The following is a 24,893-nucleotide window of genomic DNA, read 5'->3' on the forward strand; positions in this document are numbered from 1 at the left end:
GAACGATGTGGTTTTTGCTTTATTATTGGACACAATAACGAAACCTCTTGCCGAAGCGGCGATTTAGATCAATTTCGACTGCTTGAGCAGGTCAAACAACACTTTAGCCGCAGCTTCGCGCGTTGTTGCTTCCGTCGGGTGGAAGTAGCTGCTTCCCTGCTCGAGACTGCCGTTCATAAGACCGAGCACTTCGGCTTGCTGAACGCTTGCCTTCGCGTAAGATGCGATTTGCGCATGGTCGGCGTAGGACTTATCGGACGCGTTATCCGGCAGCGTCAGATGGAGAAGCTCGCTCGCCCGTCCCAGAACAACGGCCAGATCTTGTCGCGTAATGTCGGCATTAGGCCTGAATCGTCCTTCGCTGCCGGTTATCAGACCCGCCGAATACGCGGCTTCGATATCCTGCGCATACCAAGCCTGGCTAGGCACGTCTTCGAACGAAGCGGAAGACGAACCCTTCGGCAGGCCGAGCGCACGCACGAGCATCGACGCGAATTGCGCGCGCGTGACATGGTTTTTGGGCGAGAAGGCATGCAGTGACGTTCCGTTTAGCATAAAGGCATTCGCCAGGGTCTGAATTTGATTTTGCGCCCAAGAGTTCCGGGTATCGTTGAAGGTCACTTGGCGAAGGGCCGCCGCATAGGTCGAGAAGCCCGCACGCGTAATCGTCACCAGCGTTGCGCCGTCTTTGGCAGCCGTGAAGCGAGCCGGCGCCGCGCTTACTTGTCCGTCTTTTTCGCATAGCGCGCCTGCCGTGCCTGCCGCAATCTGCCGGTCCACGAGGAACGAGCTTTTGATCGACTGCGCGGCCGGCAGCTTGAGAGTCGTTGATACGCCATTACTGACGCTTGCAGCTTCGAACGCATACGGGCTTCCGATTAAGGTCGCCCCTCCAACGGCGTCCGTGAACTTGCTGCCGTCCGCGGTTTTGGTCATCGTCAGCGAAAGGCCGCTTCCGGGCGGCAGCTCCTTCAGCATGGAAATCGGCAGCGATTCGGCGCCATCGTTCCAAGAGAAGACAATCGAGCTGCCTGTTACGGCTTGCTGGAGCTCTGTCACCTGTTCCTCGGTAAGCTGCAGCTGCAGCCCGCTGCCGTCCGTCGTCGACGCCATAATGACGATTGCAGTCGATTCCTTCTTCGCTTGCATCATCGCTTGCCGCAAATCTTGATCCGTAATCACGGCGATAGCAGGTTTGCCTTGTTGGTCGGCGATATCGGCATGAATGCCGATAGGAGTTTCTCCCTGCTCGATCATTGCGCTCGCAGGTTCAGGGAGTACCGCTTGCTGAGCGGAATCGTCTACCGGAGCCGGGCCTGCAGTCCCCCCGGGCGTTTCTCCGATTGGCGCATCGGGCAAATCCGGCGTTCCTCCGCCCGAATCCGGTCCTACCTCTATATAAAAGGCTTTATATCCGGAGTAAAGCGCATCGACGGACCATCGATCATCGCTCAAATGCGCGGCATTGACGCTCACTTTGTACAATCCATTCGGCAAAGCCTTAGCCGCATGCGTGCCATCCTCGTTCAACTGGCCGTCCAGGACGCTGCCATCCACGTCGGTAAAGGTGATTTTGCCCGCGGGCAGCGTCTTGTAGAGATGGGTCTCCGCGTCGTAATCGTACATTTCGGCAACAACCCCTAAGGATTCGCCGTCAAGGCCGACCACTTCCAGCTCATAATAGTTCATTCCCTCGGCGGTAACGTCTGCCGATACGTCGATCGACGGGTTGTCGTCAGTCAGCTTCGGCGCGGATATCGTGACGTTTTTTACGCCGAAATCGTTCTGATCGGAATCTTCGCCGATATGAATGACGAACGGCAGGTGCAGGGACGGCAAACCGCTGCTTTGCAGAAGCACTTCTCCCTCGTAAACCCCGTGCGGCGCATTGGCCTTGGGAACCGCGTTCAGCTCAAACGGAACTGCCGCGTTTGCGGAAACGGTGAGTTGAGTCAAGGGTTGTTGCTTATTATCCGTGAGACTCATCGCGATATTTCCCGCGTCCGGCGTCGGGATCGGATGGCTCGGATCCGAAGTTACGCTTGGATGTATCACGATTTTAGCCTGATACGTCACCGGCTGGCCAGACGTATTTTTGAGCTGCAGCGGCTTGGACACGCCGGCGTTCGACGCCGGGTCCACCATGCCGAAGCTTACGCTGCCGGCCAGGCTTTGCATAACGATCGGCTTCATCTCATTATCGTAAATCGTAATGGGGTCCAGCGATTGCAAGAGCGCCGGCGTTGCCAGCGCGCTCATCACGTTCACTCTTCCCGCGCCTTGCGAATAGACGTCGTACAGCGTGTCTTTTTCATCCTTTATCGTTTCCGCCGTGTTGGCAAGTGCCGCGCGGATATCCTCCGGGCTCCAGCTCGGGTGCTTCTGTTTCATCAGAAGCGCGAGTCCCGCAACATGCGGCGTGGCCATGCTCGTTCCGCTGATGCGGTTGTAGGCTTCCTTATAGCTGGCTTCCGGATGTTGTTTACCGTAAGCCGGCCAAGTCGAGAGAATATTCACGCCGGGCGCGCTTAAGTCGGGCTTGATGCCGAAGTTTCCATCCGCATTCGGACCGCGGGAGCTGAATCCCGCGATATGGTCGCCGGCTGCGACGGATTGCTTGTATTCGCTCCCGAAAGTGAAGGTAAGCGGCGCGTTCGGATTGGCCAGAAGCTGTCTGGCCAAGGCCCGCCCTTCTTTGCCGGACATATCGAAGGTCGGAATGAAATTCAAATTGTCCCCCTGAAAAGCATCCGGACCGATAAAGCCGTCGCGCTGGTCGATGTGATCGGTCAGATCCGGAACCGTTACCTTGTTCACCGTTTTATCGATGCCGTTAAAGATAATAATCGCTTTGGCTCCGTGCGCTCGGGCATTGGCGATTTTATCGACGAACGTGTTGTCGCCGCGAGAGACGAAGACGATTTTCCCTTTGACATCGAGCTTGTCATAGTCCGTTTCCTTGCCTAAAGCTGCGTAAACGGCGTTCACCTCGCCCGTGCCGAGCAGTGTCCGGAAATCTTCCTGGTTCGTTTTCCACCCCATGAGACTAAGCGGGTAGGTAAGCGAGGAAGAGAACGAGCTCTTCGCGGTTGCTTCATAATGGGTGCTCGTGCTTGAAGCCGCGGCAACCGAAATTGCCAGCTGCGCACCCGCGGGAGAGCCCATGGAATAGTAATAGTGGCCGTCAAGGGCCGCATTCCCATTGGCGACTACGGCCGTAACATCGGCCAGCACGGCATTGTTGATCGCAATGGCGTCCGGCGAATCCGGATCCTTCTCGTTATCCGAGCCCAACGACAAATTGATGACGTCCATGCCGTCGTCTACCGCATGCTCGATGCCGTCGATGATTTGCGCGGAGGAGCCGTAGACGTTATTCGATGCGCGGTCCCAGCCAAGCACTTTATAGGCGTACAAATCCGCGTCGTAGGCGACGCCTTTCTGAACCATCTCCGAATCCGCATTCGCTGCGCGCCCGACGATCGTGCCCGCTACGTGCGTGCCGTGATACGTGCCTTCGAACTCGTAATCCTCGTCGTGACGAGGGGGATCTTCATAAGGATCATCGTCTTGATTGAACGAATCGTACCCGCCCTTGTACGCACCGACCAGATCCGGATGCTTGTAATCGACGCCCGTATCGATGACGCCGACCTTAAGCGGGTGCTCGCCGTCCGGTCCTTTGCCGGTTATGCCTTGCTCCCAAGCATCGGTAACGCCGATTTGTTTAAGCGGGACGCTATCATAGTTCGAACGGACGACATCGAGCGGAGACGCATCGCTCGTGCTGAGCGGATAATACGTCGCATTGGGATACACGGACTTCACGCCCGCTATCCCCGCCAATTGCGGGATTTGATTGGCCGGGATGGAGATTTCCATTCCGTTGAGCACCGTATCGTATTTGTAATTCACGTTCAGACGGATGCCTTTTGCGGCGGCAGCGCTTAGGAACCCTGCTTGCTGCGCTTGTACGGCTTGCTCCGTGAATTCCGCGGCCGCGGCGCGATCGCCCTGCTTGGCCGCGAATTTCCCCAGCGCTCCGGGCTGCTTATTCAGCTGCACGATCACTCGAATGGTATCGGAAGAATCCGTGTTGATGCTCGGCGAAACATATACTGCGGATGAAGATGAAGACGCAGACGGCTGCTGCCGGTCTTGGTACGCTTCGATGGCAGCATGTATTTTGAGCGGATCGAGCATGCCCGGCACGGCGGAACCCCGCGCCTCCGCAAACGCCCCGCTCGCCCAAACCGTGGATAACAGAACAGAAGCGGCCAGCGCGGCTGCCGATGTCTTAAACCCTGTTGATTTCAAGATGGCTTCCCCTTTTCTCCCTTATTTCGTAACGACCAGCGCATCAATCGAAATATAAGTGCCTTTTGATTTCGCGTTCTTCTCGCCGAGGTTGACGATTTTCAACTTGTGCTCGCCCGGATTCAGCGTGGAAGAAACGAATACCGGCACTTGGTAACGATTCGCATCGCCGTACATATCGATCGGCGACGAAGTAACGAGCTGCCCATCGATATAAAGGTTGGCTTTTCCTCGATTAGGCGCCGTCTGAGACAGCAGCACGACATTCGTTCCGAAGAACGCGATCTCGGCATAGTTGCCCGTTGCATTCGTATTTCTGGCCGTTCCTCCCGCATACTTCGTGCTGGCGACAGTTGTCCACATGCCATGATACGTAATGGCGGCATGACCGTCCTGCACCCACTGCGTGACGATGATCGAATCGACATTGATAAACGTCGTATTGGACTTCTTGGACGCCGCGTCCCGAATGCCTGTCCATTTGATCGTTATCACATGTCGGCCGTAAGGAAGCGATTTCTTGAATAGAGATTGCTGATGGAGATCCTTCTCGCTGTAGAGCGACGGAGAGGCTGCAAGCAATCCGTCAATATAGACGTCCGCAATTCCCTGCTGGGCGTTCTTCGAACCCTTCCACTCCACTTGGCTGCCGACAAAGGCAAGCTCTGCGCTTGCTCCCTTTGCATCGATCTGTTTCTCGGATTGACCGGAGAATGCGGAATTCGAATCCGCGCTCCAATCGCCCGTGAATTGCAGCGCCTTATGATTCTCTTCATATCTGCCGGGGCCATTGCCGGACTGCACGTTTAGCGTGTAGGCTCCTTTGCCGCCGAATGCGAATACATCCACATAATAAGTGCCCGTCTCCGGAACCGCGAACGTCAAGGATTCATTCGAAGTGCCCTTGTTCTCGGAGAACGCCAGCAGACCCTCGTTGCTCTTTACCGTCTCCGCTTCAGGCGAGTATAGATAGAGATCGAAGTCCGTACCTTCGGCACCCGTTAACGAAACGCCGAAATCCTCGCCTTTATGCAGCTCTACGGCATATACGTCATCTTTATCCGTATCCTTATCGAGATTATTGGTTACTTGCCCCGATACGAACGACGTTCCCGGAAGCTCGTCGTCGGACAGCGCATTGTACGCATTCAACAGTCTGCCGCTCGCAACGGAACCCGTTAACGTATTTAGAGGCGTTCCGCTATTCATTAATCGCTGTTTGACGGCGATCGGGCCAAGCGTCGGGTCTTGCGAAAGCACGAGCGCGGCAGCGCCAGCAACATGCGGAGCCGCTTGGGAAGTGCCGCTCATATACCCGTATTGCTGCACGAAATGCATATCGACCGTCGTGATCGCGGGGTCGGTCGACGTGATATGGTCCATGAAATCGACAGGGGCGAGCGTATACGAACGATCCTCGTAAATGGTTCCCGGTACGCCGTTCGCGATTGGATTCGCGCCTTCGCCTATCCATTCGATATGAAGCATATCGCGGACGAGCGGGCTGTCCTCCAGCTTCCAAATCGCATCTTGTCCGGAGAGCAGCCAGTTTCCGCCGCCGTTCAGGTACGCCGCTATATTCGCCTGATCGCTATCTGTCAGCACCTTCTCGTTGGAGCCCATGGCATAGCCCGTAAACCATACGACGCTATCATACTTTTGCAGCGTTGCCAGGTCGGGGCCCGGCTGATCCGTGTTGACCACGACAGTCTCGTAATCATAGCCGGCATTGTCCAGCAGAGTCTGATAGTCGGCCAAGAAGCTGACGCCCGTATCCGCCTGGTCGTCTTCCACGAGAAGAATGGACGGCTTCGGGTTATTGCTATCCTCGAAATAATGCATCGCCCGATCGAAGGCATCCTGGCGTTCGGCAAGATCCGGAATATTCTCATAACCGAATCCATTGAAAATCGCCTTATAGGTACCGTTGTTAATCTCGGCTGCATAGCCCAGATCTTTAACCGGAACCGTACTTAGAATGTCGGAGCCCGGCGCTGCAATATCGACGCTTTCCTTGCCGTAATTCGAGAATCCCGACAGATAACCCGCGTTATCGACGGATGCAACGGTCAAAATATTGGGACTGTCAAAAGCCGCCGGATAAACCGGATGTTCGTCGTTATTAGAACCGTCGTTGCCCGCCGAAGCAACGAATAACATGCCGGAGCCGTCAATGGCGTCTTTTAATGCTTGGCTGTAAGCGCCGCCGCTCCAGCTGTTGTTAGAGATCTTTACGCCCATCCGAGCGGCGTATTCAATCGCTTGAATGGCATCGGCCGTGTCTCCGTATTCCGGGCCGATAAACTTTAACGGCATAATCTGTACATTTGGAGCAACGCCCGCCACGCCTATTCCATTGTTCATAGACGCCGCTAGCGTTCCGGAAACGTGCGTGCCATGCTCGTCGCCGTCTTGCTCGTCGTAAACGGTGTCGTCTTTATTGTAGAAATCCCAGCCGTGCACGTCGTCGATATAGCCGTTCTGATCGTCGTCTATGCCGTTATCCGCGATTTCATTCGGGTTGGTCCAAATATTTCGAGCCAAATCGGGGTGGGCAATATCAACGCCCTTATCGATGACGGCCACCACGAGATTGCGGTCGCCCTGCGTAAGCATCCAAGCTTCCGGCGCATCGATGTCAACGTCAACCGCGCCCGGTTGCGGGAAAGGGGAGCCTACGGCTTGGCCGGTATTGTCCAACCCCCACTGCTGACCGAAGAGCGCATCGTCCGGCTCCGCGTTCGGGAACAATTTATAATTCGGCTCCGCGTAGAGAACATTCGGATCATTTTTAAGCTCGCCCATAATTCGGTCGAGGTCTGTATCCTTGCCGGCTTCGACCACGTCCGCGCCGATCAGGGGGAGGTTGGCCTTCAGCGTTAACGCCATCTTGCTCCGAAGGGACTCTCGATTCACGCCCGGCTTGTATTTCACGATAATTTGACGATCCGCGATCAATCTTTCCGCGGGCGGTTCTGTTCCCGTTCCCGAGGAGGCTTGATCGGTTTTGCTCCTTCCCTTCGGCACTTCTGCTTTCGGCGGCAATTGGATGGCGCGGCTTGCGGGCGATTCGCCGGTCGGCCACTCGCTCTTCCTGGATTGCTGCGGCGATGATGCTCCAGCGGAAGAGGAACTATTGCCGGTTTCCGCATAGGAAGCGGGTACTGCCCCGAAGGCTAGCAGCAGGGCGGACATGGTAAGAACGGAACCGCGAAGCAAATTTCTTTTCAACTTTACCTCTCCCCCGAACGATGAATGATCTTATGAACATGACGCATGATTAAACGACGTGCGACGACTGGAACAAAAAAGAAGCCCATCCTTGGTCGAAACGCGATAACCTCCTCGCAATCTGGAATGGAGCGACTATCAACCGTAATTCTATGCCCGTTCGTTGCCTGAAACAAATTACAAAATTGCTTATATATGATAAATAAATTTATGCGACTATCATCTGTCCGTTTATGAGATTTTCGCAACGCAAAAAAAGCCGTCGTTCCAAAGCGCGACAACCATCCTCGCAAATAAAAGAAGCAAATTTTGCACATGCTACGCCTACCTTTATTTTCTTAGCCATCTGCTTTGATGTTGGAAAGGACATGCTGCAAGTAAAGCGTGCATGCAGAAGGAGGATACAAGCATGAGTATCGTTGCGAATCAATCGAAGAAGCCGCTTATTGTCTTTATCCATGGCGCTTTTATGACTCCGGATAGCTGGTCGCCGATGAGGGACTATTTTCTGCAAGCAGGATATGCGTCGATCGCTCCCGCCTGGCCTCACCATGATCGCAGCATCGAGGAGCTTCGAAATCACCCTGCCGAGGAGCTCGGAAAGCTCGGTCTGGAAGACATCGTTGCCCATCACGCGAAGCTGATCGAAGCATTGCCCGAGAAGCCCATCCTGATCGGGCATTCGTTCGGAGGTTTAATCACGCAGATCCTAATGGATCGCAACCTAGGCTTGGCCGGAATCGCGATTGATCCTGCCGCACCTAAAGGCATTAACGCCGGGGGATACAAAACGGCAAGAAAATCGGTGGCATCCATCCTGTTCAAGCCTTGGAAAAAGACCGTTGCCTTGACGTTCGAGCAATTCCAATACGCTTTCGTAAACAACATGCCTTTAGAAGAGCAAAAACAAGCGTTCGCTTACTCGGTCCCCGAAACAACCAAAATCTTTTTTCAAAGCGCGCTTGCCGCTTTCCATGCCGAGAGCCAGCTTACCGTCAACTTCAAGAACGGCAATCGGGGGCCGCTGCTCATCGTGGCAGGCGAGGAAGACCATATCGTGCCGGCCGCGATGGTGAGGAAAAATTTCGGGCTCTATGATCAAACATCCGGCGCATCGACGGATTTTGCGGCATTCCCAAATCGTTCGCATTGGATTATCGCCCAAAAAGGGTTCACCGAGGTTGCGGATTATGTGATGGCATGTGTTCAAGAGCAGGTTCGACCCTCATATGCCAATGAATCCGCGAACCTCGAGCCTGGCGAATTCGCGAACGGATCCCCTCCTCCCGAACAAGAACTTCATCCAGGCGAACAAACATTTTTAAACTAGTTGGCGACAACCTAAGCAGCGATAAAAACCTTCGATGCATGCATCGAAGGTTTCGTTGTCGTTGCTGGATAAGCCATTTCTTGATTCTTATTTGACGTTCAAGTCCACGTAGAACGGGATATCGGTCACGCCAAGCTCGCGAGCATAGACGAAAAGCTGCCCTTTGTGATGAGCTTCGTGCGCGACCAGGCGATGGCACATTTCTTCGACCGGCTCCGTGACGTCGACGCCGTTGATGTCGATCGTGGCAATTTGTTGAAGGTCGGAATCGGAGTAGGACGCCAGTTTCTGCTCCGTGACCTCGGTGAGACGTTTGACCAGCTCGCGCGCTTCCGGCAGCGTCGAAGGAACCGGCGGGATGTTCATGTCGCGCTTCTCGATCTGGGCGAAAAAGAACTCGGGCGTCCAGGCGAGATGATGCACCAGCTCCAGCGTAGTCCAACCGCCTTCCCACGGACGCCAATTGTCGCCGGAATCGGGCAGTTTAGCCACGAGTTCAATCGAGCTGTTGTGGTGCATTTTCCAGCCCTTCATAATTTTTTGGGCTGCTGACAGCTGCGTGATCACTTGAATGCCCCCTAATTTTCAAATAAATATCCGGTATGATTCGTCTTGTGAACGACTGATGCCATGCGCAGCCCTATCACACGGCGTATTTTTTGCTTTTATAACACGTCCTATGCATAAACAAATTCACGGTAAGCCATTCGTTTTTTTATGAATGATCCTTCATCCGTTGGATCGCCGGAGACGACTCGTCAGTTTACTGATTAATGATGAAGTCTGCCAACTGTCTGCTGACAGCCTCTTCGCGCGCAATGATCGAGATTTGACGGGTCAACCCAAAATTCAAAATCGGTATCGCCTTCACGGGATCCTTCATCTGATGAACAAACATGGCAGGCAGAATGGATATTCCTTCGTTGGCTTGTATCAATTCCATGATGCTTTGTCCCAACTCGACTTCCGTGGTCAGCTTTAACTTCTCGCCTCTTGCGGAAAACTCGTCTTGGACCAGTTCCCTTGCATCGCAGCCTTCAGGCAGCATCAAAAAGGCTTCATTCTTGATCTCTTCGAACGATACCCCTTTTTTGCATCCGAATAGAGCGTGATCGACGTTAACGAACAACAAGAACTCCTCCGTAAAAAGAGGCGAAGCGTAGAATGAATGCTTCACTCCCCTGTCATCGAATAGCGCAGCATCGAGCGTACCGTGCTCCACGTTTTTCAGCAAGTCGTGAAAACTATAATACACGCGTATGTTTATTTCTAAAGATTGGCCCTGTTGATTGCCCGCAAGCCGGTTGGGCAGAAAGAGCGTTGCCACGCTCGGCCAGGAACCGATCGCGAAATCCGCCTTAACTTCGTCCTGAATCGATGCAATCTCCCGGCGAAGCGCGTTTATTTCGTTTGTGATCGTTTTGCTGCTATCCAGCAGCATTCGCCCGGCCGGCGTTAGCGTGACGCCTCTGGACGAACGCAATAATAGCGGGGCCCCCAAATCCGTCTCCAGATTCCGGATTTGCTTGCTCAGCGCAGGCTGGCTGATATGCAGGCGTTCGCTAGCCTTCGTAAGGCTACGGGTCTCGGCCGTTTGCAGAAATGCCTCCAACCATTCGATCCTCATCTTCATCCCCCCATGACTATCGGTTATCCCTGCCGGGAAAGCAATCTTCCGACTGTCCCCTCTGCCTTTTATGAAGATGCATGACCTTACGCGGAAAGCCAACTAACCAAGAACGGTCGGCTGTATCTCGGCCATTCTTGGTCTCATGCGCCGATCTTATCACATCATGGGATTCGGAACCGTAACTTTGTCACATAACGGCGATGCCATTTTTATCCTCTCTCATTAGCGCTAGTTTGCGAATGACTTCTTCAGCCGCGCGTTGGGCCGATTGCGGATTTTGACCCGTGATGAGATGACCGTCGACTTGAACGTTGCTCGTCCAGTTGGGCGTTAATACAATGTTGGCGCCTAACTGGCGAAGCTTGTTCTCCAACAGGAACGGCATATATCGATCCAGCGTGGTCTCCCGCTCCTCCTCATCGGTAAACGTTGCGATCGTCTTCCCGCGGACCAGCGGCGTGCCATCCGAAAGTGTCGCCCCCACGAGGGCCGCCGGCCCGTGACATACGGCGGCCACCACTCTTCCCGACTCATAAAAGGCGCGAAGGATGGATTGAAGCAGCTCGTGATCGGGCATGTCGAACATGCACCCATGTCCGCCAGGGATAAACACCGCGTCATAAGATTCGCTAGCGTCAACACTGTCGAGTTTGACGGTATGTTGTAAATGGACGGCTGCATCGAGCACCTTCTGGGGCGCACCCTTCAAGCTTCGAGGATCGACCGGCACTTGTCCGCCCAATATGCTTGCGATCGTGACCTCGTAGCCTTGTTTTGAAAAGGCGGCGAAGGGCTCGGCGAATTCTGACAGCCATAACCCTGTTTGCTCGGTATCGATCATTCGGTCTGAGCTTGTAAGTACCATTAGAATGCGTATTGTCATGGTCATGCCTCCTAAAGCGATTATTTTCTGCCTGCCTCGAATAGTTTTCTGGCTAAGTAATCCGGCTGCGCATACGCCGTCGTCATATGATCGCCTTCCCCGACAATCAGCCGAAATTGCCCCAAATGGCCGGATTGGGCAGGATGGAACCCATAACGCTCCCCTTGCGGCGTAACCGTATCCGAAGTTAGAAAGAGATAACTCTTAGGGATATTCAAGCTATAAAATTTCTTAAGGTCGAGCTTCTGCACAAGCGGAGCGGCCGGTTCGGGTTTTGCGCTTTTATAGATGGTTTGGGCAAGCGCATAACTTGCCGTATTGACAAAGCCTTCCCTGAACGACGAGAACGGCAGCTTAATGGTGCCATTTCCGGATGTTTCGGCTAATTGCCCGAACACCTTTTGCAGCTCCGGCGGGAATTGGTCGCTCACGCTCTGCCCGTCAAGCGGCACGAAAGCATCGAAAAAGACCAAGCGGGTGATCCGATCCGGTACCTGCTCAGCAACTTTCTGAATGACGGTGCCTCCGAAGCTGTGCCCGACAAGGACGACATTTTTCAATTTTTTGGACGTCATGTAGTCCGTAACGGACTTCACGATCGCTTCGTGCTTCACGGAAGGATTATACAATTTACCGTGGCCGGCATATTCCGGCACGTATACCGTATGGCCTGCTTTTCTCAATGCCGCAGCGGTATTGTTCCAATAGCTCGCGTCCGCCCAAGAACCATGCACGAGCACGAAGGTTAAACGTTCCTGGCCCGTGGTCGTTGCCGCCGCCTTTATAATCGGTTTTGAATCCGAGTAGGCAGCGCTTTTTTGAACCTCGTTATTCGCGGCATTCCGGTTAGTCGATTGCGCGCATCCTGTCGTTCCGCAGATCAGGATCGCTGCACCTAACATGGCTCCTATACATTGATTAGCGCTCTTCATTGATTTGAACTCCTCCTTGAGTGGTCTAGAAACGCAGCCCGCATCCGACAAACCATAATGTAAACAACTTCAACCGCCTTGATGCAGATCGGACAGGATCTACGGATCAACATCGCAAGTTGACATTGGTCGTATAGCCACTATTCATGATGGAATGCCTCGCGCAACTAATAATCCCGGCACTCCCTGAGTAACCTAGCTTTATCGGACATCCATTTGGCCGTCTTATTGCGCAAGTCTTTAGAATCGCGGTTCAGGATGTACATCGGCTTCCCGAGGCTTCGATGGGGCGGTGTCCACTACATTCACGGAGGAGATATATCACGACCGACGGCATCGAAAACAAGGTCGTGCTGATTACGGGCGGCGGCACCGGTATCGGAGCGGAAGCCGCGCGCCTGCTCGCATCCAAGGGAGCGATCGTGGCGGTGGCCGCGCGCCGGAAGGACAAGCTCGATGAAGTGGTTGCGCAGATCACGAAGGCCGGCGGCAAGGCCGGCGCCTAAGCGCTCGATGTGGTCGATAAGGTGCAGTTCAAGTCTGTCTCCGTTGCGGGGATAAAAGGATTTTCCCCGGGAGGCACCGTCTATTCAGGCACGAAATTCGCGGTGCGCGCGATTTCCGAAGGCCTGCGCCATGAAGTCGGAGACAAGGTCCGGGTCACGTCTATTGAACCCGGAGGCGTAGAAAGCGACCTGAAGTTCAACACCACCGGCACGTCGACGAACTCCGTGATGGATCTCTACAAAACCGCCATTCCGGCCAGCGCGGTGGCGCGGGCCATCGCCTATGCCATCGAACAGCCGGTGGAAGTCGATGTCAACGAAATCGTTCTGCGTCCGACCGCGCAGGAATTCTGATAGGCCCAAGGCATGCCCGCGTTCTCCCGGCTATCTCCAATGCGCAGTACGTAAAGCGAGCATAAAAACGGCCAGCCAGAGTAGACTGGCTGGCCTGCTACGACGGAAAGCCCCCTAATAGGGGGCTTTCGCATGTCAAGAAGTCTGCCGAACGAACCGACTATTGAATACGATTCGAAGCTTGAAGCAGGTCATGGATGACTTTCGCGGCCGCTTCGCGCGTAGTCGGATCGGATGGATGGAAGTAATAGCTCCCCTTCGTTTCAACGCCCTTCATCAGACCTGCATCGGTGACGATTCGAATGCTTTCCTTCGCATATGCGCCAAACTTCGCGGCGTCGGCATAGGCATGCGAATCGCTTGAAGTCGGCGTCTGCAAGCCGGCGAGCTTCAATGACCTTGCCAGCATGACGCTCAGATCTTGGCGCGTTATGATTGCATTCGGTTTGAATACGCCATTCTCGCCCATAACAAGCCCGGCCGCATATGCCGTCGCCACGTCGGAAGCGAACCAGTCACCGCTCTTCGCGTCGGCAAATGGAGCCGCCGCCGTTTGCGCCGATAAACCAAGCGCACGAACGAGCATGGACGCGAACTGCGCGCGCGTAACGTTCGCTTTTGGGGAGAACGTACTCGCAGACGTACCATTCACCAGGAATTTCGCCGCAAGCGATTGAATTTGATCCTTCGCCCAGGACTTGTCGATATCCGTAAACGCCACTTGTCCGATGGCGGCAGCATAAGCAGAAAAGCCCGGACGACGAATCGTCACGAGGGATGCGCCGCCAGCCGTTGTCGTCATCCTCGCAGGAACCGGATTGACTATGCCGTTCTCCAGATACAGCGCGCCGGCATGACTTGCGTCGATTCCTCCTTCGACGAGGAACGAGCTTGCCGCCGCTTCGTCCGCTTTCAGTTTCAACGGCGTTGACACGCCGCTGCTTACTGCGCTCGCTTCGAAGACATACGGCGTTCCAAGAACGTCCGCGCCTTTCGCTTGCTTCTCAAACTCGGCTTTGCCTTCATCGTCCTGCTTAATCGTCAAGACGAGATCCGAGCCGGCTGCGGCTTGTCCGATTGCCGATAACGGCAAGGCAATTGCCGCCTCATTCCACGCGAAGACAATCGCGCCCGTCAGAGCCGCTTCTTTTAATTTTCCGACTTGATCCTCGCGAAGCGTCAATTGAGCGGCATTCGCTTCGTCGGAAGCCGATCCGATTAGCAGCGCAACGGACGACTTCGCCACTTGCAGCGCAGCTTGCAGATCTTCATCCTTAACGAATACGGACAATTGCGAATTTTTCAAACTCGTTTGAGCGTCAAGCTCGATGGTTGCCTGTCCGCTCTCCATGACTGACGAAGCAACTTCCTCGTTATAGGCCGGATGGACCGGTCCCGGCAAGTTCGGATATGGCCCCGTTCCCGTTCCCGATCCCGGGTCCGGCGTTCCCGCGCCAGGTTCTTCGCTCATGTAGAATGTCTTGAAGGCCGCGCTCTGATCGACTAGCTCCAAGTCCTTGTTATAGACGGACCCGATCAGGACGACCTTGTATCGGCCTTCCGGAAGCTGGCGGATCGCATTATTGCCTGTATCCAAGAAAATGCCTTCATTATAAGAACCCGAGAATCCGGAAAGGAAAAAATCCGACGGAAGCGGATTTAATGCATCCGTCTCTTCGTCCATGTCGAAAGATTCGGCCAGAATACCTAAAAATCGGTTATTCATATCGTATATTGCCGCTAATAGATGATTCACTTTGCCTGACGGCAAGGAAGCCGTAATATCGATCGGCGCATCCTTGGACACCTGCGTACTGCTGATCGCAAAATCCTGGATCATGAAATCGTTGTCTTCCGATTCTTTGCCGACGTGAATGACGAACGGCAAGCGCAGAGAAGGTCGGCCGGCGCTTTCCAGCAGAACCTCGCCCTCGTACACGCCGGCTTTCGCTTTCGAGCTTGCCGCTGCGCTAAGATTGAATGCCAAGCTGTCGGCTGCGCCGATTTGGACGCGATTACCCGAAAGCCCTTCCAGTTTGACCGCGATCGCGCCAGGATCCGGCGTCGGTATGGGGTCATGCGGGTCGGAAGTAACCGTTGGATGCATAACGATCTTGGCATTATAGGTAACGGATGAATCGGATAAATTCTTGACGCCGAGCGGCTTCTTCACCGCCTCCGCGCCAGGCTGCAGCATGCCGAAGCTCACGTTGCTCGCTTCGCTTGGAATTTCGGTCGCGTTCATCTGATTGTCGTAGATCGTCATGCTATCGAGCGATTCAATAACGGCACGCGTATCGATCGCCCTGATTACGTTGACGCGTCCCGCGCCCTGCGAGTAGACATCGTATTGCGTACCCTCTTCATTCGAAAGCGTCTCCGCGGTATTGGCAAGCGCCGCGCGAATGTCCGTCGGCGTCCAATCCGGATGCGCTTGTTTGATAAGCAATGCGAGGCCTGCGACATGCGGCGTCGCCATGCTCGTGCCGCTCAACTTCGAGTAAGCTTTATCATAGTTCGCGCCATAACCGGGCACGGTCGAGAAGATTTGAACGCCCGGAGCCGTCAGATCCGGCTTGATTCCGTAATCGCCGTCGGAGTTCGGACCGCGGGAGCTGAAATCCGCCATCCGATCTCCGGCCAGATCCGAAAATCCGAAGTCTTGCTGCATCGTAAACCGAAAGGTTTGACCGGGATTGTCGCGCAATTCGCGAGCCAGCGCGCGCCCCATCTGACCGGGCATGTCGAAGGTCGGCACATAATCATACGTATCTCCCAAGAAAGCGATCGGACCTATCGGACCGTTTCGACCGGGGATATCGTCTGCTAGATTAGGCTCGAATAGCTGTTGCGCATTTTGAATCGCATCGCCGTTGAAGACGATGACGGCCTTCGCGCCGCGTTTGGCTGCTTCCTTCACTTTCTCGTCGAAGGAATAGATGCCTCGTGAAACGAAAACGACTTTACCGGCTACCGCATCATCGGCAAGACCCAAATCCGAATAACTGTATTTATCGCCGAGTCCGGCGTACACGCCTTGAATCGGACCCGTGCCGAACATTTCGTTGAAGTTCTCTTCTTCCGTCTTCCAAGCCATCAAGCTTAAGCGCGCATCTTTCGTCATCGAGCCGACTTCGCTGCGTACGCCGCCCGATACGCGAACGCCGTCGCTCGTAACCGCGCCTACGGATATCGCCAATTGAGCTGAGGCCGGCGAACCCATGGAATAGTAGTACTGCTGTCCCGTGCCAGCGTTGCCATTGGCCACCACCGCGACCACGCCGGCAAGAACGGCGTTGTTCACCGCAATGGCGTCGGGGGAAGCCGGATCCTTCTCCAGGTCGCTTCCCAGCGAAAGGTTAATCACGTCCATCTTATCCTCTACGGCATGCTCGATTCCATCGATGACTTGGGCGGAAGTACCACCATCCGGCCCCAGCACTTTATAGGCATATAAGCTAGCTTGATAAGCAACGCCCTTCTGCACGAGATTGGCGTTCGGGTTAGATGCCGTACCCGCTATCGTACCGGATACATGAGTGCCGTGGTACGACCCTTCGGAAATATCCGTCGGTAGGTCCTCATAGGGATCGTCGTCCTGATTGATCGCATCGTAGCCGCCTTCGACGTAATTGCCCGCGAGGTCGGGATGCAAGTAGTCGATCCCCGTATCGATAACGCCGACCTTCAAGTTCTTGCCCGTCAATCCGCGTTCCCAAGCATCCAGAACGCCGATCTGCTTCAGCGGGACCGTATCGATAGCCGTAGATCCTGTCGCCGTTTGATAGCTTTCGGGCAGGTCGGCCGGATAATAGATCACGTTCGGATGTATGGATTTCACGCCCGGCAGCTTGGCCAGCATCGGGATCTGGTCGGCGCGAACCGTGACCTCCATCCCGTTCAGTACCGTGTTGAACTTTCGTTCGATCTTCATCGGAATCCGATTCGACTGCGCGCCGCGCACGAACTTGTCCTGCTCGGATTGCACGGCCGCCTCCGTAGATTCCGCCGCCAACGCCTTGTAGCCAAGCCGGGCCGCATATTGCCCGACGGCAATCGGTTCGCCGCTCAGCTGAATAATGACGCGAATCTCGTTCCTTGAAGCCGTATTGATGCTATCGGCCACGTAAGCTGCGCCGGGAGCCGAAGCGGAACTTCTTGCTTCCGGGCCAGCCTCGTTCAATAAACGGCCAGCCTCCTGGATGCTCGCTTGCGTAATGAATGATTTCTCTCCATGAACGGCATTCGCGACGGGAAGATTCGGAAATGCGAGACTTCCGGCCAACAACGAGACCGTTGCGATCGAAAGCGGTTTTTTAAGCGGTGATCGTTTCACGTTCAGTTACCTCATTTCGGATCATAATATAAGGCTGTTGCCGCTATTTTAAATTTTCGATTTCCAAACCTTCGATCGTGACCATACGGTTGCTGGACTTCGGATTCGCATCGCCTGCGTGCATGATCCTGATCGTGTGCTGTCCGTCCGATAGATCGCCGGAGGTGAAGACAGGCACCTGATCCTGCGGCTTCTCGCTGTACAGATCGATCGGCGCTGGCGTTACGGAACGGCCGTCGATCATCACGTTCACTTTACCGCGGTTGTTGCCCCGCGAAGACCACAGCGTCACTTTCGTGCCATGGAAAGGATATTCCGAGTAGCTGCCCGGCGTCGTCGTATAGAGCTGCGAACCGTCGGCGTATTTCGCGTCGTATTGAATGACCCATGGACCGGCTTGCGTGGAAGATTTAGCCGTCGGCGATAGGAAGCTGGATACCTTGAAGGCATCCACGTTAAACGCCCAGAATTTTTCTTCTCCATAACTGATCGTCCGAATCTCAACGGCGTGATGGCCATTCGCGAGTACTTGTCTAAATAAGGACTGCCTAAATTTCGGCTGCTTGCTATATAAATTCACAAAACCCGCTTGAATGCCATCGATGTAAACCTCTGCGTTTCCTTGATTTTCGTTTGTCGCGCCAATCCATTCAAACAAATTGCCCCTGAAGCCGAATTTGACGGAACCCTGTCCGGTCAGCTGTTTGATGGAGCCGTTCGAGTAATCCGCTCCGGTTACCGTCTGCCAATCGCCCTCGTAAGTCAGGGATGGGTCGCTGTCCTCGAGCACAACGGATGAATTGCCATTATCCACGTTCAGCGTGTATTGCCCTGCGCCTGCAACGGCGAAGACATTGATATAATAAGTGCCCGATTGCGCTGCACGGTACGTGATCGATTCGGCGGATGTGCCCGGCTTCTCGGAATAGGCGACGGCGCCTTCCTTGCCGGCTACGGTCGTTGCCGAAGGATCGTACAAGACGAGATCGAAATCCGTGCCTGCATCCCCTGTAAGTGACAGCGTCACTTCTTCGCCGGCGTGCAGCTCGATGGCATATACGTGATTCGGATCTTGCTTGCTATCCAGCTTGTTCGAGATAGAGGGATCGATCAAGCTCATGCCCGGAATGTCCTTGTTCCAAAGGGCACGGTAGGCGCTAATGAACTTCCCGGTCGCCGAGAATGAATAATTGGTACGCGGCATGGTCTTGCCGCTCGTCATGATGCGCTGCTTCACGTCCAACGCGCTCATGTCCGGGTAGACGCTTTGAACGAGTCCCGCCACGCCGGCCGCATAAGCCGCGGCAAATATAGTCCCCTGTGCGTACGCATAGTCACCGCTGCTGTTTTTCAGGTTAATCGTCGTCATTTCCGGTTTACTGCTTACGATGGTGTCGATATATAATGAAACGTCCGGCAGTCTATACGTCTGACCATCGAAAATCGTGCCTGGAACGCCCCAACCTTTGGATATCCAACCGCCTTCGCCGGCAATTTGAACACCCAGAACGTCTATGGCGAAGTTGGAATCCGCAATGGCATCCAGCGAGTTCTGCCCCGTAAGCAGCAAATGTCCATGGCCGTTTAAATAGGCGGTCAAGTTGGCTTGATCCTTTGCGTTAACGAGAACATCGCTGTCGCGGTCGCCTGCCGCACCGGTAAACCAAATCACGATGTCGTACCCCTGCAATTTACTGAGCGAAGGTCCATCAGCCGTCATGCTCTCCGTCGTGAAGGTGTCATAGGCATAGTTCGCGTTCGTAAGCAGCTGTTCATAGATTTGCTGATCCGGTGATTCACCGGGAATACCGATGCCTGAATCGCTGCCGCTAACGCCTCCGCCGCCATTATCGCGCACGCTGTCATTAACGAGCAGCACTGTCGGTATGGCATCGCCGTTTTCGTCTTTCATACCCTCTTTCAAATAGTCCATCGAGAGATTAAACATATCCTGCCGCTGCGTTGCGTATTCAGGCTGATCGTCGGGAATCTCCTCGAATCCGATGCTGCTGAAGAACGCTTTGTACTTGCCGGGGTTATCGATTTGGGCTGCATATCCGAAGTCGATGCCTAGATTCGTAGATGCGATCAATTCCGAAGGCGCCGAGACATCGATGGATTCCTTGCCGATCGCCGCAAGGTCCGATGGATTGCCTAGTATGTTGGCACCGGAGACCGTTAATAGATTGGGGCTCGCATAGGAAGCCGGATAGACAGGATTCACGTCAATGTTCAGTATGTTATTGTTGATACGATCCCCTGACGGAGCCACGAACAACATTCGAGAAGCATTGATCGCCTCTTCGACGTATCTGCTTTTGTACGTGTAGACAAAGCTGAACATCGCGATCTTAACGCGGTTTTCTTCCGCGTAATGAATCGCTTCCACGATATCCGTATACCGGCCGCCTTTTTTCGTCATCACCTTGAGCGGCATTACTTTAACGTCAGGCGCGACGCCGGCAATGCCTTCATCGTTATTCCACTTCGCTGCGATTTGGCCGGCCGCTACCGTACCGTATGCGTCCGAATAGCTGTCGCTCGTATCGAACAAGGAATGATCCCCGTTCGCGAAGTCCCAACCGTTGAGGTCATCTATAAGTCCGTTGCCGTCGTCGTCTACTCCGTTGTCCGGAATTTCGCCCTTATTCTCCCAGATCTGCCCATCCAAGTCCGAGACATCAATCTTCGCGCCGCCGCCAATGATTGCGATCGTTACATTCCCGCTGCCCTTGGTGATGCCCCAAGCTTCCGGCAAATCCATGTCCATATCCGGCGTACCGCCGGGAACCGTGCCATCCTTCAAGGCCTGGCCGGTATTGTGCAAGCCCCACTGCTCGTTAAAGAGCGGATCGTTCGGGAACTGCGGTACCCTGCCGTCCGCCGTATCGGCCGAATCGGAAGAGATGGCTGCCGATGTCGACGCTTGTGCCGATTCATCCATGCGCCGGGAAGTCTGAGGGCCGAGCGCGTTAGGCACCATGTAATTCGGTTCTGCGTAGAGCACGTTCGGATCCTTCAACAATTCTTCGATAACGTTATGTACGTCGGCATTCTCCCCGAGCTGCAGCAGCTCCGCATTCGGAACCGGCAACGGACTCGAGCCTGTAATTTGCGCAGATACCGAATTGACGCGCGAGGAGGCTTCCGACTTGTATTTCACGATGACTTGGTCCGGGGCATACTCCGGCAACGCGGGCAGCAAGCCGGCATATTCGGGCTGCCCGACGGATATCGGCGGTTCTTGCGGCTCAGCGTTCATATCCGGGTCAATGGATTCCTCTTGGTTGCGTTCAACTTCTACCTGCTTCATCTGGCTTTTCCTAAGCGGATCGTGCGTTCGATCGTGAGATTGCATGGCTAGCGCCGGCGATACTAAACCGAATGCCAGCATTGCGGCGATTAATGATGCCGTCATTTTTCTGTTTTTCTTGGTCAAGCCTCGTCACTTCCTTCGCTATAGAATTCAATCGTACCGAGAAGAATCAGCGTGCAAATGGCTTTCTCGTCGGTCGGTAACGGCGCGTTGCGCAACGTATCGCGTTCCGGGCCCAGCGCATCCGAAGGCTTGCGGCTCATGCGTCAGGTTTATGTGATTAAAACTGACAAAAAGCGCCTAATTACTGAGAGGATTATATAGCCCCAATTTTCATAGCGTCAATAAGTTTCATTTTTTAAACTTTCAAGCGGCACCTGTCTTTACCTCACATGCTTAGTTATATGTATCAAAAGAAATCCTTGCACTTCGCTCTTAACAAGAGCGATTATCGCGGTTTCAAGTTGATGTTCCCTTCGTTTTGATCGCTTCACGATAGTACTTTCGTTTTCATAAACCATGTTATGAATACAGAAGCAATCCATAAGCGCATTTCATGCCAATCATCAAAATATCCCGCGATTCCAGCCCAGTTTCCATGACAGCCTCATATCGCCTGGCTTCATCCGCGTCTAATTTCTTTCATTAAATAAATAACAAACGTTCATGTCATTCATAAATTTATTTTTACTTTCAAGCAGCAAGATCGATTCGGGCATCGCGGAATCCAGCAGCTCATACGTCATCGGCCGCCTTTCCGCGCCAATCCCAGGCATAAAATTATTTAACCTGCAGCGCGTCATCCATAAAAAATCTTTTTATTGCGATTTTCAATCGTCTCCAAGCCTGAACATCAAAAAAAGCCGGCATTGGCCGGCTTCCATAAACGGCGGAACATTCCGAGACTAAGTTGAGGCGAATGCAAAAAAAATGCGTATCGATGGCATATCGATACGCATTTTTCAAGCTTCTTCCATTCCTTTCGTTGCGCCGCTTAGCCTTTCGGTGTTTCAACCCCATTGAGGATGAGCTTGAACCGAATCTCGGCGCTCAAGGAATCCGACACCGCGCAGTACTTCTCTTTCCCCATCTCAATCGCCTTCCATATCCGATAATCCGGGATGTCGCCCTCCACGCGAAAGAGCAGCTCGATGGCGGTGAAGCCGGACGGCGTCGTTTCCTTCCGCGTGCCGTCGGCCTCGATGTCGATGCTCCGGATCGAGCCGAGGAATTGATCCAATATCATCGTGACATCGATGCCGATGCAGCCAGCCAAGCCGGCCAGCACCAGCTCCATCGGGGTAGCGCCCTTGCCGTCGCCGCCGTAGGCGGGCGTCGCATCCATCTCGACCGGAAAACCGGACGCGCCGACGGACGTGAACAATCGTTTGCCTTTCCACGTCGTCATTACTTTCATGCGAGTTGACCCACTTTCTGTTGGTAGATAATTCAGTTCCTTCTGACCAGAACGATCAGCGTTCATTCAACTGATTCAAGAATTTCCGGGCTCTCTCCGTTTGCGGATGTTGGAAAAACGCCTCCGGAGCCTGCTCCTCGACGATGATGCCGCCGTCCATGAAGAGGACCCGGTTCGCAACTTGGCGGGCGAACTTCATCTCGTGCGTCACGATCGCCATCGTCATCCCTTCCCTTGCCAGCTCGCGCATGACGGCCAGCACCTCGCCGACCAGCTCCGGATCAAGCGCGGAGGTCGGCTCGTCGAATAACATCACGGACGGCTCCGTCGCCAGCGCGCGCGCGATGGCGACGCGCTGCTGCTGGCCGCCGGACAACCGGGAAGGATATTGATCCCGCTTATCCGCCAAGCCGACTCGTTCCAGCAGCCGCATGCCGATGCTTTCTGCCTCGGATCGCGGCAGCTTCTTGACGATGAGCAAGGATTCGATGACGTTGCCAAGCACGGTTTTGTGCGGATACAGATTGAACTGCTGAAACACCATTCCGGTGTCCCGGCGAATTTCCCGAAAGCTTGCCCGCTTCTTGCTTGCCGGCATATCCGCATCCACGCGGATGCCGTTCACTTCGAGCGATCCGCCGCTCGGCTCCTCCAACCCGTTCAGACAACGAAGCAACGTGCTTTTGCCTGAGCCGCTCGGTCCAAGCAATACGACGATCTCCTGTGCAGCGATCCGCAGGTCGATGCCTTTCAATACGTTCAAATCATGAAAGGATTTAGATAGTCCCGACGTTTGTATCATGTTACGGTTTACACCTCGATCTTAGTAAGCTCTGGACAACCGCTTCTCGATCGTCCCGAGCAGCCATGAAAACACGGTGCTCATGACCCAATACATGGCCCCGATTCCCAATTAAAAGGGCATATTGACGAAATACTGGGCAATCAACAGCTGCGCGGAGCGCACCAATTCCGTTACCGTGATCACGGAGACAAGCGCGGTTTCTTTCAGCATGCCGACAAAGGTGTTGCCGATCGGCGCGATCGCCACGCGCGCGGCTTGCGGGAAGATGATTCGCCGCAGCGTCTGCCAGGACGACATGCCGGATGCATAGGCCGCTTCGGTCTGCCCCCTCGGGACGGCAAGTATCGCCCCCCGGAATGTCTCGGACAGGTAAGCGCCGACATTCACGCTGAGTGCCGCGCAAGCCGCGGTCAGCGGTCCGAGAGTGATTCCGTAGTCCACCAGCCCGTAATACACCACTAATATTTGCACCAAAGCAGGCGTTCCCCGGATAACGGAAACATAACCGCGCGCCAACCAACGGATCGGGCGATTCCCCTTCAGCCGGGCTACCGCGACCACGATGCCGATCATAAGCCCGAAGCACATCGAGATGACCGTGATCAGCAAGGTGTAGCAGGCGCCTTTCAACAAGAAGAAGAGGTTGTCCCCTACCAGATTCATATGATTGAAGTTCCCCTTTGTTTTCGCTGTCTAGTCGCGGAGCTGCCATGGCGCGTCACCGCCACGGCCCCTGCCCGCTCCCCCGGTTACTTCGCCGGCGGCTCCTCGCCGAACCATTTCTTGAAAATGGTGTTGTACGTGCCGTCAGCCTGCATGTCCGCGAGCGCCTTATCCAGCGCGGCCAACAATTCCGGGTTGTCCTTGCGAACGGCAATGCCGGCTTGGTCGGACTTGATCGCCGTCCCGACGGCTTTGATTTTGAACCCGTTTTTGTCCACGATCGGCTTTAGCGCGTATAGGTTGTTGATCGTGGCATCGATGCGGCCGGCGTTCAGATCCTGCAAGGAGGTGATCACGTCATCGTAGGTTTTAATCGTGAATTTACCCACCTTCGGAAGCACTTCGGTGCGCAGGTACGTCTCGTCGTTCGTGCCGAGGCCGACGCCGATATTTTTGCCTTTGAAATCATCCAGCTTCGTAATGTCGTCATTCGCTTGGCGAACGATGATTTTAACTTCGTTGGTGATGTAGGGCTGCGTAAAGTCGATCTGCTTCTTGCGTTCGTCCGTGATCGTCACCTGGCTGATGATCGCATCGATCTTGCTTGCCTGCAGGCTCGGGATCAAGCCGGAAAACTCTTGCGGGGCGAACTCCGCTTTAACGCCCAGGCGCTTCGCGACGTCTTTGGCAATGTCGGCGTCGAAACCGTCGATTTCTTTCTTGTCGTTCAAGAAATTATAAGGCGCGTAAGTTCCCATCAGACCGACCTTAAGCACGCCCGAAGCCTTGATCTGGCTCAGTAGATCCTTGCTCCCGTCAGCCGGCGCCGTGCCGCCGGATTGGTTGGTCGGTGAAGAATTCGACGGCTCCTGCGAATCATTGGATTTGGACCCGCAGCCCGTCATTGCCAGTACGAGAAGCAAGGCGGCGGACATAACAAGAAACCGCGTTTTTTGGGATGGATGCAGCATTTGGATTTCTCTCCTCTGTATTTTTGTATAAATTGCCCACAGTTGCGTTCAACCACTCCTCGGCTGCGTTTTTTAGCCAGCTCCTCCGGAAACGCTCCCGAACTGCTATGTAACCTACGCGAAAATTAATTGGCGACAGCCTTAGCGACGAAAAAAAACCTTCGATGAGTGACATCGAAGGTTACGTTATTGTTGGCTCGGC

At 54.4% G+C, this 24,893-nt stretch carries 14 protein-coding genes and 1 pseudogene; 3 read left to right on the top strand and 12 right to left on the bottom strand.

What is annotated here, in order from left to right; genetic code table 11:
* Nucleotides 1-63: 63 nt before the first annotated feature.
* On the bottom strand, nt 64-4,317 hold the full coding sequence (locus AC50YL_RS04220; protein ID WP_494829539.1) for a S8 family serine peptidase: 4,254 nt from the start codon (nt 4,315-4,317) through the stop codon (nt 64-66).
* Nucleotides 4,318-4,338: 21 nt separating this feature from the next.
* The gene (locus AC50YL_RS04225; RefSeq protein ID WP_494829541.1) at nt 4,339-7,548 is read right to left on the bottom strand and encodes a S8 family serine peptidase; all 3,210 of its coding nucleotides are present in this window, start codon (nt 7,546-7,548) and stop codon (nt 4,339-4,341) included.
* A gap of 409 nt (nt 7,549-7,957) precedes the next feature.
* Between AC50YL_RS04225 and AC50YL_RS04230 the strand changes: the two genes are divergently transcribed.
* Complete coding sequence (locus AC50YL_RS04230; protein ID WP_494829543.1) at nt 7,958-8,878, top strand: alpha/beta hydrolase; 921 nt, start codon at nt 7,958-7,960, stop codon at nt 8,876-8,878.
* Between the two features lie 87 nt (nt 8,879-8,965).
* On the opposite strand, the gene AC50YL_RS04235 is transcribed toward AC50YL_RS04230, so the two are convergent.
* From AC50YL_RS04235 to AC50YL_RS04250, 4 genes are all read right to left on the bottom strand, one after another.
* The gene (locus AC50YL_RS04235) at nt 8,966-9,445 is read right to left on the bottom strand and encodes a DinB family protein (protein ID WP_494829545.1); all 480 of its coding nucleotides are present in this window, start codon (nt 9,443-9,445) and stop codon (nt 8,966-8,968) included.
* A gap of 196 nt (nt 9,446-9,641) precedes the next feature.
* Complete coding sequence (locus AC50YL_RS04240; RefSeq protein WP_494829546.1) at nt 9,642-10,505, bottom strand: LysR family transcriptional regulator; 864 nt, start codon at nt 10,503-10,505, stop codon at nt 9,642-9,644.
* 190 nt (nt 10,506-10,695) lie between these two features.
* A complete protein-coding gene (locus tag AC50YL_RS04245) occupies nt 10,696-11,391 on the bottom strand; it encodes a type 1 glutamine amidotransferase domain-containing protein (protein ID WP_494829548.1) in 696 nt (231 codons plus the stop codon).
* A gap of 20 nt (nt 11,392-11,411) precedes the next feature.
* Nucleotides 11,412-12,374 (bottom strand): alpha/beta hydrolase, encoded by a 963-nt coding sequence (locus tag AC50YL_RS04250; protein ID WP_494829550.1) that lies wholly within the window; start codon nt 12,372-12,374, stop codon nt 11,412-11,414.
* Between the two features lie 233 nt (nt 12,375-12,607).
* Here AC50YL_RS04250 and AC50YL_RS04255 point away from each other — a divergent pair, with 233 nt between their 5' ends.
* Nucleotides 12,608-12,829, top strand: a complete 222-nt coding sequence (locus AC50YL_RS04255; protein ID WP_494829552.1) for an SDR family NAD(P)-dependent oxidoreductase — start codon at nt 12,608-12,610, stop codon at nt 12,827-12,829.
* Nucleotides 12,830-12,850: 21 nt separating this feature from the next.
* Nucleotides 12,851-13,183, top strand: coding sequence for an SDR family oxidoreductase (locus AC50YL_RS04260; RefSeq protein WP_494829554.1), 333 nt, complete (start codon nt 12,851-12,853; stop codon nt 13,181-13,183).
* Nucleotides 13,184-13,343: 160 nt separating this feature from the next.
* On the opposite strand, the gene AC50YL_RS04265 is transcribed toward AC50YL_RS04260, so the two are convergent.
* The 6 genes and pseudogenes from AC50YL_RS04265 to AC50YL_RS04290 all read right to left on the bottom strand — a co-directional run bounded on the left by AC50YL_RS04265 (nt 13,344) and on the right by AC50YL_RS04290 (nt 24,691).
* Nucleotides 13,344-17,366 carry a S8 family serine peptidase gene (locus AC50YL_RS04265; protein ID WP_494829556.1) on the bottom strand — a complete coding sequence of 1,341 codons (4,023 nt, stop codon included), beginning with the start codon at nt 17,364-17,366 and terminating at the stop codon, nt 13,344-13,346.
* A 196-nt stretch (nt 17,367-17,562) separates the two neighbouring features.
* Nucleotides 17,563-20,832, bottom strand: a complete 3,270-nt coding sequence (locus AC50YL_RS04270) for a S8 family serine peptidase (protein ID WP_494829558.1) — start codon at nt 20,830-20,832, stop codon at nt 17,563-17,565.
* Nucleotides 20,833-21,829: 997 nt separating this feature from the next.
* Entirely contained in the window at nt 21,830-22,252 is a 423-nt protein-coding gene (locus tag AC50YL_RS04275; RefSeq protein WP_494829560.1) for an OsmC family protein, read from the bottom strand.
* 55 nt (nt 22,253-22,307) lie between these two features.
* Complete coding sequence (locus AC50YL_RS04280) at nt 22,308-23,054, bottom strand: amino acid ABC transporter ATP-binding protein (protein WP_494829562.1); 747 nt, start codon at nt 23,052-23,054, stop codon at nt 22,308-22,310.
* Nucleotides 23,055-23,075: 21 nt separating this feature from the next.
* A pseudogene (locus AC50YL_RS04285) lies at nt 23,076-23,720 on the bottom strand (amino acid ABC transporter permease).
* 86 nt (nt 23,721-23,806) lie between these two features.
* On the bottom strand, nt 23,807-24,691 hold the full coding sequence (locus AC50YL_RS04290) for a transporter substrate-binding domain-containing protein (protein ID WP_494829564.1): 885 nt from the start codon (nt 24,689-24,691) through the stop codon (nt 23,807-23,809).
* Nucleotides 24,692-24,893 lie beyond the last annotated feature (202 nt).

Source organism: Paenibacillus sp. J22P277 (genome assembly GCF_059383675.1).